Origin of the sequence: Streptomyces sp. NPDC007991 (assembly GCF_042958445.1) — a bacterium.
Taxonomy (GTDB): Bacteria; Actinomycetota; Actinomycetes; order Streptomycetales; family Streptomycetaceae; genus Streptomyces.
Genome location: NZ_JBIBJD010000026.1, coordinates 16,626 through 27,140 on the forward strand (window position 1 = coordinate 16,626; position 10,515 = coordinate 27,140).

9 protein-coding genes are annotated in these 10,515 nt (G+C 72.8%); 5 read left to right on the forward strand and 4 right to left on the reverse strand.

Going from position 1 to position 10,515, the window contains the following annotated elements; genetic code table 11:
• Nucleotides 1–3: 3 nt before the first annotated feature.
• Nucleotides 4–1,392: an FAD-binding protein gene (locus ACFZDA_RS41100; protein ID WP_391091599.1), complete on the reverse strand. Its 1,389-nt coding sequence runs from the start codon at nt 1,390–1,392 to the stop codon at nt 4–6.
• 185 nt (nt 1,393–1,577) lie between these two features.
• Between ACFZDA_RS41100 and hemB the strand changes: the two genes are divergently transcribed.
• Nucleotides 1,578–2,576 (forward strand): porphobilinogen synthase, encoded by a 999-nt coding sequence (gene hemB / locus ACFZDA_RS41105; protein WP_391091600.1) that lies wholly within the window; start codon nt 1,578–1,580, stop codon nt 2,574–2,576.
• Nucleotides 2,577–2,583: 7 nt separating this feature from the next.
• Here hemB and ACFZDA_RS41110 read toward each other — a convergent pair whose 3' ends face one another.
• A complete protein-coding gene (locus ACFZDA_RS41110) occupies nt 2,584–3,273 on the reverse strand; it encodes a DUF4232 domain-containing protein (RefSeq protein WP_391091602.1) in 690 nt (229 codons plus the stop codon).
• A gap of 227 nt (nt 3,274–3,500) precedes the next feature.
• On the opposite strand from ACFZDA_RS41110, the gene ACFZDA_RS41115 reads away from it, so the two are divergent.
• From ACFZDA_RS41115 to ACFZDA_RS41130, 4 genes are all read left to right on the forward strand, one after another.
• Entirely contained in the window at nt 3,501–4,868 is a 1,368-nt protein-coding gene (locus ACFZDA_RS41115; RefSeq protein WP_391091671.1) for a helix-turn-helix domain-containing protein, read from the forward strand.
• A 117-nt stretch (nt 4,869–4,985) separates the two neighbouring features.
• Nucleotides 4,986–5,888: an SAM-dependent methyltransferase gene (locus tag ACFZDA_RS41120; protein WP_391091604.1), complete on the forward strand. Its 903-nt coding sequence runs from the start codon at nt 4,986–4,988 to the stop codon at nt 5,886–5,888.
• A 96-nt stretch (nt 5,889–5,984) separates the two neighbouring features.
• Nucleotides 5,985–7,208, forward strand: coding sequence for an aminotransferase class I/II-fold pyridoxal phosphate-dependent enzyme (locus ACFZDA_RS41125; protein ID WP_391091606.1), 1,224 nt, complete (start codon nt 5,985–5,987; stop codon nt 7,206–7,208).
• A 72-nt stretch (nt 7,209–7,280) separates the two neighbouring features.
• Nucleotides 7,281–8,180: an arylamine N-acetyltransferase gene (locus tag ACFZDA_RS41130; RefSeq protein ID WP_391091607.1), complete on the forward strand. Its 900-nt coding sequence runs from the start codon at nt 7,281–7,283 to the stop codon at nt 8,178–8,180.
• A gap of 12 nt (nt 8,181–8,192) precedes the next feature.
• Here the strand turns inward: ACFZDA_RS41130 and ACFZDA_RS41135 are convergent, their stop codons facing one another.
• Both ACFZDA_RS41135 and ACFZDA_RS41140 read right to left on the reverse strand, forming a co-directional pair.
• Entirely contained in the window at nt 8,193–9,224 is a 1,032-nt protein-coding gene (locus ACFZDA_RS41135) for a hypothetical protein (protein WP_391091609.1), read from the reverse strand.
• The gene (locus ACFZDA_RS41140; RefSeq protein WP_391091610.1) at nt 9,221–10,510 is read right to left on the reverse strand and encodes a hypothetical protein; all 1,290 of its coding nucleotides are present in this window, start codon (nt 10,508–10,510) and stop codon (nt 9,221–9,223) included. Before ACFZDA_RS41140 ends, ACFZDA_RS41135 begins: the two co-directional genes overlap by 4 nt.
• Between the last annotated feature and the right edge of the window lie 5 nt (nt 10,511–10,515).

Below are 10,515 nucleotides of genomic sequence, written 5' to 3' on the forward strand. Positions count from 1 at the left end.
CGGCTACGCGGGGGTCACCGCGTGGCCGTAGCGGAGCAGGTTGGACGGGTCGTAGGCGGCCTTGTCCTGGCGTAGGCGTGCGTAGACCTCCGGGGTCCAGGCGCGGGCGCGGTCCTGTTCGCCGCCCGGGGTGCCGTGGATGTTGACCATGGTGCGGCCCGTGCCGTAGGGGGCCATGGCCGTGTAGAGCTGTTGCGTCGCCTGCTCGATGGCCTCGGCGGCGGGTGGCGCGGCCATGACGCCGAACGAGTCGATGAAGTACAGGGCGTCGCGGGAGCACACGGCGTCCTCGACGGCGGACGGGCGGGACAGCGCGCCGCCCATGTGGCGTATCTCGACCATCAGCAGGGGGTGGTCGGCGCCGGCCGCGGGACCGGCCTGCTCCAGGAACGTGCCGAGGGCGGCGGGGGGCAGGTCGCGCAGGAGCAGGCACGACTCCCTCGCGGGGAGCGGGTCCTGCGGTTCCAGGTGGATGCGGTCCAGGGCCGCGTGGTCCATCACCTCGACCGTGTCGACGGCTACCGGGGCGGCCTCGCGCAGCGGTGCGACCAGTGCCTCGCCCTCGGCCGGGAGGCCGGGCCAGGCGATCGCCACGCGGGCCCAGAAGCCGCCGCGCAGGGGCTCCGGGATCTGGGGGATGGGCGGCAGGCGCAGGATCGTGAACGCGCTGCACATCTGGTCGGGGACGGTGCGGGTCCAGTCCGCCCAGGCCTGGAGCAGGGGCTCGGTGTGCTCGCCCCGGCAGTAGATGCCGCCGCCGTAGATCCGGGGGAGGGGGAGCAGTTCGGTGACCAGCGAGGTGACGACGCCCACGGTGCCCTTGCCGCCGCGCAGGGCCCAGAACAGTTCCGGTTCGTGCTGGGCGTCCGTTTCGCGCAGGTGGCCGTCCGGGGTGACGACCTGGAAGGAGCGGACCAGGTCGGCGGCGTAGCCGTAGGCACGGCCGAGGACGGGGAGTCCGCCGCCGAGGGTGTAGCCGATGACGCCCGCGTCCGTGGAGGTGCCGCTGAGGCCGGCCAGGCCGTGCGGGGCGGCCGCGGCCATGACGTGGCTCCACTTCGCTCCCGCGGCGACGGTGGCCGTGCGGGCGGCGGGGTCGATCCGTACGTCGGTCATGCGGGCCGTGTTGATCAACAGGCCCTTCTCGATGGGGAAGTTGGCGCCGTGGCCGGTGGCCTGGACGGCGACGGGGGTGTGGGTGGCGTTCGCCCAGCGCATGGCGGTGACGATGTCGTCCGGGGAGGTCGCTGCGACGACCACGTCGGGGGTGTGGAGGGCGGCCAGGTTGAAGCCGGTGACCTCGTCGGCGTAGGCGGGGTCGCCGGGGCGCAGGACCGGGCCGTGGATTTCCGAGAGGGCGAAGAGGTCGGGCGTGTCGTGGCGGGTGGGCATCGCGTCCTCCGTGGGGGGGGCGTACGGAGGGACGGCGGCGGCGGGGTGGCGGCCGGCCGTCGGGGTCCTTGTTGTTGCCGTTGTTTTCAGGATGGACCTGGGGGGTGCCGCTTGCATGCGGGGGCCGGGGGGCTCCGACATCGCGTCGGCATCGGGGGGTTCGGGGCGGGCGTAGCGTAGGTGGCATGACGACGTACGGATCTTTTCCCGGTACGCGGCCGCGGCGTTTGCGGAGCACTCCCGTCATGCGTCGGATGGTCGCCGAGACCCGGTTGCACCCCGCCGATCTCATCCTTCCGGCCTTTGTGCGGGAGGGCGTCAGCGAGCCGGTGCCGATCGCGGCCATGCCGGGGGTCGTGCAGCACACCAGGGACAGTCTGAAGAAGGCCGCCGCCGAGGCCGTCGCGGCGGGGATCTCCGGGATCATGCTGTTCGGCGTGCCGGAGGAGTCGAAGAAGGACGCCCTCGGGACGGCGGGGACCGACCCGGACGGGATTCTCCAGGTCGCCCTCCGGGACGTGCGGGCCGAGGTCGGTGACGACCTGCTCGTCATGTCCGATCTGTGTCTCGACGAGACCACCGATCACGGGCACTGCGGGGTGCTGGACGCCCAGGGGCGGGTCGACAACGACGCGACCCTGGAGCGGTACGCCGAGATGGCCCAGGTGCAGGCCGATGCCGGCGCCCATGTGGTCGGGCCCAGCGGGATGATGGACGGGCAGGTCGGCGTCATCCGTGACGCCCTCGACCAGATCGGGCGGGAGGACGTCGCCATCCTCGCCTACACCGTGAAGTACGCCTCCGCGTTCTACGGGCCGTTCCGGGAGGCCGTCGGCTCGTCCCTGCGGGGGGACCGCAAGACCTACCAGCAGGATCCGGCGAACGTGCGCGACGCCCTGCGGGAACTCGCCCTCGACGTGGAGGAGGGCGCCGACATGGTCATGGTCAAGCCCGCCGGGCCCTACCTGGACATCCTCGCCCGGGTCGCGGACGCCGTGGACGTGCCGGTCGCCGCCTACCAGATCTCCGGCGAGTACTCGATGATCGAGGCCGCCGCCGAGAAGGGCTGGATCGACCGGGACCGCGCGATCATGGAGAGCCTGACCGGTATCCGGCGGGCGGGCGCCCGGAACATCCTCACCTACTGGGCCACCGAAGTGGCCCAGCGGCTCAAGGAGCAGTAGGACAGGGTCAGTAGGACAGGGCCTCGTCCATGTCCCGCAGCCAGTACGTGACGGTGAGCGAGCTGTCGTAGTACACGCCCTGGGCGGGCAGCCGCGGGATCGCCGAGGGGCCGCCGCTGCTGTTCGGCGTGCGGCCCTGGAAGGCGACCGTGAGCTTGTGGCCCGTGGTGCCGCCCTCGCCGCTGCCGTCGGCCGCCGACAGCAGCACGCCCGCGTAGCCGGACTCGCCGGGAGCCAGGGTCGTCACCGCCTGCGGCTTGGACTCCTCCATCGGCTGCGGGGCCCACTGCATCTCGTCGAAGCGCAGCACGGGGTAGTAGGTGAGGTCGCACGTCTTCGAGCCAGTGTTCTTGACCGTGATCAGCATGTGGTTGAGGGGGCGGGGGACCGGCTTGGCCGTGACGGTGGTGTTGGTGCCGTTGCAGGAGACGCGGGCGGCGGGGGCGGCGGCGGCCGTGCCGGGCTTCGTGCCCTTCGCGTGCGTGTCCTCGGTCTTCGCGTTCGCGGCCTTGCCGGCGGCCGTGTGGCTTCCCGTGGTGCTCGCCTTGTCGGTGGCCGCCTTCGTGGGCGCGGTGGTCGCGGTCGCCGTCAGTTGCGGTGTGGCCGCGCCCTCGTCCTGTGTGCCCGTGCCGTCCTGGCACGCCGTGAGGGCGAGGGCGGCGATGAGGGCGGCGGGCAGGGCGTGGTACGTGCGCATGAGTGGGTTCCCTTTCGGACAAAGGTCGTTGGCAAGAAGGCCCGAGCGAGCCGCTCTACCGGTCTGCCGGGAGCGGCGTGCTTGGATGACCAGAGCTTGTGCGGCGATCCGTCCCGGCCGCCACAGCCGGCGGACGATCAGGGACGCTGGAACGCCCGCACCGGCTTGACCAGGGGAAACGACCTTCCCCTGGAACGGGGGAACGGGACATGGGGGATGGAGGAACGGTGTCGGAGGGCACGGCGGCGGACTTCGCCGCGTTGCTGGGGGAGTTGAAGGAGCGGTCCGGGCTGAGCTACGGGGTGCTCGCCAAGCGGCTCCACATGAGTACGTCGACGCTGCACCGGTACTGCAACGGGGATGCCGTACCCACCGACTACGCGCCGGTGGAGCGGCTCGCCCGGCTGTGCAAGGCGTCGCCGCAGGAGCTTGTCGAGCTGCACCGGCGGTGGGTGCTGGCGGATGCGGGACGAGGGCGTAAAGGGGCCGGCGCCGCTTCCGCCGAGAGCGTGGACCGTCCTGCCGAGCGCGTTGTCGAGGAACAGAGCATCGCGGAGGAGCCGGGCGAGAGCGTTGCCGGGGAGCCGGGCGGGGGTGCTTCGCAGGAGTCGGGCGACGTGGTGTCGGCAGGGCCGGTGGACCGCGGTCCGCGCCGACTGCGCCGTCCCCGTCCCGCCCTGCTCGCCGCTGCCGTCGTCGCCGTCGTCCTGGGTGGGGTCGGGCTCGCCGTGGCCCTGCCCTCCGCTGGGGACGACGGACGTCGTGGCTCGACGGCGGTCTTGGACGGGCATCGGCAGCAGTCGGACGGCGGCCCGGCCGTGTCCGTGTCGCCCTCGGTCAGTTCCTCCTCGGGCGGCGGCGGGAAGAAGGACGACGGGAAGGACGCCGCCGCCGCGAAATCCACCCCATCCGCCTCCGCCTCCGCCACCGGCGGCGGTACCGGCGCCGACCGACCGGGGCGTGACGCCCCCGCCCCCGCCGGCCCCGCGCCCCTCACCGTGCGCACCGAGCCGCACGCCTGGGAGAGCCCCTGTTCCCAGCGCTACCTGGTGAAACGGCCGCCGGGGCGGGTGGGGCCGCCGCCGCTGGAGCAGGACGCGCCCGCCTGGGTGGGGGCGATGGGTGCCGTGCCGTCGGGGCAGCAGTTTCTGAAGCTCACCGTGCAGGGCACCGGGAAGGAGACGGTGGTCGTCGACGGGCTGACGGTCCGGATGGCCGGCAAGCGTGCGCCGCTCGCGTGGAACGACTACGCGATGGGCTATCCGGGCGTCGGCTGCGGCGGCAACGTGCCGACCCGTTCCTTCACGGTCGCTCTCGACGCCGTGCGCCCCGCCGTCGTCCCGGAGGCGGGGCACGACGACTTCCCGTTCTCGGTGAGCGAGTCCGACCCGGAGGTCTACTACATCCGGGCCGACGCCTCCGCGTACGACGTCAGCTGGTACCTGGAGCTGAGCTGGTCCAGCGGCGGCCGGAGCGGCACGCTCACCGTGGACGACCGGGGCAGGCCCTTCCGCACTAGCGGGAACAACGGGCGCCCGGCGTACGAGTTCCCGCTGGGCGGCGACACGTGGGTCCCGGCCGGGACCACCGACTGACTCGGCGGAACCGGATGGGCGGTCGCCATGGGCACCATCAAATCGGCTGAACCGTTAGGTTGTTGACCATCGGAGTGGTTGTTGATTGAACCACCTACTCTTCCCAGGGAGACGTCCATGACCGGTGACGCCCTCAGTCAGGATCCCGCCGAGCTGCAGGGGAGGATCGACAGCAGCAAGGCGCACCCGGCCCGGGTCTACGACGTCTTCCTCGGCGGCAAGGACCACTACGCGGCCGACCGGGAGGCGGCCGCCGCCGCGCTCGCCGCCAACCCGCGCGGGTACCTCGACGTACGGCACAACCGCGACTTCCTGCGCCGCGCGGTCACCGCACTGGTGGAGCAGGACGGCATCCGGCAGTTCCTCGACATCGGCACGGGACTGCCGACCGCCGAGAACGTGCACCAGATCGCGCAGCGCGTCGCGCCCGACGCGCGGGTCGTGTACGTCGACAACGACCCGGTCGTGCTCGCGCACGCGCGGGCCCTGCTGACGAGCGGGCCCGAAGGACTCACGGACTACATCGACGCCGACCTGCGGGATCCGGCCCACATCCTGGAACAGGCCGCCAAGACCCTGGACTTCGACCGGCCGGTCGCGCTGTGCCTGGTCGCCATCCTGCACTTCGTCGCGGACGAGGAGGCGTATCCGCTGGTGCGCGAGCTGCTCGACGCGCTGCCCGTCGGCAGCCGGCTGGTGCTCAGTCACCTCACCGAGGACCTCAACCCCGAGAACATCCGCGCGGTCCAGCGGACCTACACCGAGCGGGGGTTCACCTTCGTGCTGCGGTCCCGGGCGGACGTGGAGCGGTTCTTCACGGAGAACGCCCTGGAGATCGCCGACCCGGGGGTCGTCCCGGCGCACCGCTGGCGGCCCGACCACGCGGCGCCCGTGCCGGAGCGGCCGGAGGAGTCGTACCTCGCCGGTCTCGACGACATCGAGAAGGTCCGCTACCACGACATCGACGACGTCACGGACGCGGACATCAACGTCTACGCGGGGCTGGGCGCCAAGGGCTGAGCAGGGCGTCCGCATCGCGGAAATGTGCTTGTAGGCGGCATGCACTTCCCTAGGCTGCGGCCCGCCAGCCGTCACCGCAGCCGAAGGAACCCTGTCATGACCGTCACCGAGCCCGTGCCCGCCCCCTCTCCCGTGCCGCCGCTCGCCGCGCGGGCGCGGTCGGTGGGCGGTTCTCCCGTGCGGGACATCCTCGCCGTCACCGCCCGCCCCGAGGTGATCAACTTCGCGGGCGGGCTGCCGGCGCCGGAGCTGTTCGACGCGGCGGGCATCGCCGCCGCGTACCGGGACGTGCTCGCCGAGGAACCCGCGCGGGCCTTGCAGTACTCCACGACCGAGGGCGAGCCGACGCTGCGGGCCGCGCTCGCGCAGCGCACCACGGCACGCGGACTGCCGACCGGTCCCGGCGACCTGCTCGTCACCACCGGCTCCCAGCAGGCCCTCTCGCTCCTGGCCACCGCGCTGCTCGAACCCGGGGACACCGTCCTCGTCGAGAACCCCTGCTATCTGGCGGCCCTTCAGGCGTTCGGCTTCGCCGGAGCGCGGGTCGTGCCCGTGCCCGGCGACGAGCAGGGTGTCGATCCCGAGGCGCTGGAGGAGCTCGTGGTGCGCGAGCGGCCCAAGCTGCTCTACACCGTGCCCACCTTCCAGAACCCCACCGGCCGCACACTGCCCGCCGGGCGGCGCGCCGCCGTGGCCGCCGTCGCCGCGCGGCACGGACTGTGGATCGTCGAGGACGACCCCTACGGGGAGTTGCGCTACGACGGTGAGCGCGTGCCGTGGATCGCCTCCCACCCGGGCGCCGAGGACCGCACGGTCCTGCTCGGCAGCTTCTCCAAGGTGATGGCGCCCGGCCTGCGGCTGGGCTGGCTGCGCGCGCCCGGTGAGCTGCGGCGCGCCTGTGCCGTCGCCAAGCAGGCCGCCGACCTGCACACACCGACCGTCAACCAGCTCGCCGCGGCCCGGTACCTCGCCGACCACGACCTGGACGCCCACGTCACGCGCGTCGCCGGCGTGTACCGCGAACGCCGGGACGCCATGCTCGCGGCCCTGCCCGGGGCGCTGCCCGAGGGGTCGGCCTGGACCCGGCCCGAGGGCGGCATGTTCCTCTGGGCACGCCTGCCGGAGCCCTACGACACGACGGCCCTGCTGCCCCGGGTCGTACGGCACGACGTGGCGTACGTCCCCGGCGCTCCCTTCTACGCCGGCCCGCCCGACCGCACGACCCTGCGGCTGTGCTTCGTGACGCAGACACCGCAGGAGATCCAGGAAGGGCTGCGCAGGCTGGGGGCGGGGCTGCGGGCGGGGGCGCCGGAGGCCTAGGCCCAAGGTCGGATCCGGACCTCCGACTGTGGCCCGCGGACGAGGCGCATCGGGTGTGGTTACGGTGACGCCATGCTGGACTCCATACCGTTCGACCTCGACGTGTATCTCCGGCGCATCGGGTGGGAGGGGGAGCGGCGGGCCGACCCGGCCACCCTGCGCGGGGTGCATCTGGCGCACATGCGGGCCCTGCCGTTCGAGAACCTCGACGCGCTGCGCGGCGGGGCTCCCTCCCTCGATCCGGCCGACCTGATGGCCAAGCTGGTCCACAGCCGGCGCGGCGGCTACTGCTACGAGCACAACACGCTGTTCGCCCGCGCGCTGGAGGCGCTGGGCTTCCGGGTGACCCTGCTGGCCGCGCGGGTGGCCCTCGGCGCCGACACCCTCGCGAGCCGGCCGCGCACCCACATGGCGCTGCTGGCCGAGGTCCCCGGCGAAGGGCGGCCCTACCTCGCGGACGTCGGCTTCGGGGCGATCGGCGCGCTGCTGGAGCCGGTGCCGCTGGTCGCGGACGTCGAGTTCGCCGGGGCCGGGCGGCGCCACCGCCTGGTGCACGTGCCGCACGACGGGCCGCTGGAGATGTGGCTGCTCCAGGCCCACGACGCGGCGAAGGACGGCTGGACCGGCCAGTACGCCTTCACCCTGGAGCCCTTCGAGGAGCCCGACTTCGACGTCATCAACTGGCACGTCGCGACCAACCCGCGCTCGCCGTTCGCCCGGCGCCTCTACGTCCAGCACATCAGCGCCACCCGGCACCTCCTGCTCGACGGCCGGCTCCTGACGGAGACCCGCTCCGACGGGACGGTCACCAAGCGGGAGGTGACCGGTGAGGCGGAGGCGCGGCGGCTCCTGGAGGAGGAGTTCGGCATCCTCGCGCCGGACGGGATGACGCTGCTTGGAGAGGAGAGGAGCCGGCCCTGCTTCAAGAGGACAGAACCTGGCCTGGCTCCACGGCCCGGCGCTGACTTATGAGGGGAGGACGGCTCAGCGTGAGCGTTCCGCCAGGGTCAGCAGCAGGTGCGCGGACTCCGGCCGCAGGAAGTCGGAGTGGGCGCCCGAGGGATGCAGCCGGGTACGGCGGCTGCCGCGGTAGAGCCAGTCGGCGTCCACGTTGACCAGCCGGTGGTCCAGGTCGGTCTGCTCGTAGACCTCGGACGTCGGCAGCAGCTTGGTCGTGAACTGCGCAACCGGTGCCGCACCGGCGCCCGAGTGGCCGATCCCGGGTGCCTTCTCGGCGCGCAGATGCCAGAAGCCCGTGGCCCGGTCCCAGCGCGAGTGCGTCAGGACGAGCGGGCCGCGCAGGGGGGCGCCGGGCTGCCCGTCGCGCGGGAACAGCGTGCCGAAGTGCCGGACGAAGGCGTCGCGCGGGGCGGCCATCTGGAAGATCAGGGCGCTGTCCACGGTGAACGGGCGGCGCGGATCGTGCGGTGTGCTCCAGCCGAGCACGGGCGGCTTCTCGGCGGCCCGCTGCACCGCCTCGCACAGGAACCGGCCGCCGAAGGAGTGCCCGATGAGGTGCAGGAACTGTCCGTGCCGGTTGGCCAGGACCGCGGGCCCCGTCGGATCGGTGCGTTCGGTGTCGAGGTAGCCGAGCAGATGGCCGAGGACGTACGGGGCGTGTCCGGTGCCGTCGGCGCTCATCGCGTGGGCCCGGTCGCGGATGCGGCGGTAGCCCTTGAGCGTGGGCAGGCTGGAGGACGGCCAGCGCACCACCACGCACCAGGGGCGGTAGCCCTCCTTCAGCCCCGGATAGCGGTCCGGCGCCGTCTCGTACAGGTCCAGGGAGTGCCGCAGCAGGAGCCGGGCGGTCCGGGTGGCGCTGCTCGGCGCGGTCTGCCAGCCGTGCACGTACACATGGATGTCGGTCGCCCAGCGCGGGACGGCCAGGCTCCGCGCCAGATGCTCGGCGACGCGGCCGGCGGGCACGGGCACCTCGCTGCCCGGCGGCGTCAGCCGGCCCTTGTCGTCCAGGTCGATCTCGACGGGCGCGGGCAGCCGGGTGAGCGGGCCGGTCACGAGACGAGCCTCAGCCGGCTGTCGATGCCGCAGTGCAGCGAGTAGGCCAGGGCGAGCGGATTGCGGAACTCCGAGGCGAAGCGCCGCACCAGCAGCCGGCTTATCTCACCGGCGGTGTAACGGCCGGTCAGATACAGGTCGAGGAAGGCGTACGCGTACTCCGTCGCGAACTCCTGGGGCATGTCGATCTGCGGGGCGAGGACGCCGTCCGCGCCCATGTCGATCAGTTCCTGCCCGAGGTGCTTCAGCCTGCCGGGGGCCGCCGCCCGTGCCGTGCCGCAGGCGTTGAGCAGGACGAACGGCTTGAACCTGGCCCGGGAGTCATGACGGAACCGGCGCCGTTTCCGGGACACCACCGGCCCGTCGATGTGCTCGTCGTCGGAGAGCCGGATGGACAGACCCGGGGTCGACGGGCCGCTTAGCACCATGCGGCCGTGGCACCAGAAGTACATGACGTCCTCGTTGAGCACCGGCCCCGCCAGCGCGTGCAACAGGTCGCTGCCACGGGAGCGCACGATCAACCGCGAGCGCTGCTCCAGGAGCTTGTGCACCTCACGCGCGCGGCCCACGCGGTCCAGGGAGTCGTCCTTGTTGAGGCTGGTGGTGGCCAGGTCGCGCCGGCCGAGCGGGGCGTGGTCCCAGGGATAGCCGGTGGTGGTCTGCTCGACCTGGTGCCGGTGGCCCAGGAACGCCTCCCAGGGCGTGGCACACGCCGCCGGATCCACGGCGAGCATGGGCCAGGGCAGATACAGCCGGGAGTCGAAGCTGATCCGCAGCGTCTCCTTGCCGGCGAGCGCGGTCAGCAGGAACTCGCGGAACCGGCCCAGGTCGTAGCCGCTGCCGTGGAGCAGCACGTCGAGCAGGTCGTACCCCTCCTCGGCCAGCCTCGCCGTCACCGACTCGGCCCGGTCGGCGAGTTCGCTGAGGTCGGCGGTCTCCGCGAAGGGCCGGCTGCCGACCCGCGCCCCGGACTCGTCGCCCTCGCTGCGGTAGTACACCACCAGGTCGTGCCACCGGTTGCGCAGACGGTCCGCCCGCTCCAGCAGGTCGTCGGGGGAGACCTCCAGCGGCGCCTCGTGCCAGCGCGGGAAGGCCGGGTCCGAGGACGCGTCCGGGGCGCAGGCGAAGATCGTCAGCACCTTCTCGCTGGTGCGGTACAGCTTCACCCGCAGCTCCGCCGGCGGTTCCCCCTCCGGCGGACGCGGTGTGCTCCCGGGCTGCGGCGGCACCCCCGTGAAGCCGTGGGAGGGGTCCCTCAGTACCTCCACGGCCAGATCCTGCGGCATCCGGG

Excerpts from the sequence above, each read along its gene's own strand:
- ACFZDA_RS41125 (WP_391091606.1), top strand. The coding sequence starts at position 5,985 with ATGACCGTCACCGAGCCCGTGCCCGCCCCCTCTCCCGTGCCGCCGCTC.
- ACFZDA_RS41140 (WP_391091610.1), bottom strand. The coding sequence starts at position 10,510 with ATGCCGCAGGATCTGGCCGTGGAGGTACTGAGGGACCCCTCCCACGGC.
- ACFZDA_RS41130 (WP_391091607.1), top strand. The coding sequence starts at position 7,281 with ATGCTGGACTCCATACCGTTCGACCTCGACGTGTATCTCCGGCGCATC.
- ACFZDA_RS41120 (WP_391091604.1), top strand. The coding sequence starts at position 4,986 with ATGACCGGTGACGCCCTCAGTCAGGATCCCGCCGAGCTGCAGGGGAGG.
- ACFZDA_RS41100 (WP_391091599.1), bottom strand. The coding sequence starts at position 1,392 with ATGCCCACCCGCCACGACACGCCCGACCTCTTCGCCCTCTCGGAAATC.
- hemB (WP_391091600.1), top strand. The coding sequence starts at position 1,578 with ATGACGACGTACGGATCTTTTCCCGGTACGCGGCCGCGGCGTTTGCGG.
- ACFZDA_RS41110 (WP_391091602.1), bottom strand. The coding sequence starts at position 3,273 with ATGCGCACGTACCACGCCCTGCCCGCCGCCCTCATCGCCGCCCTCGCC.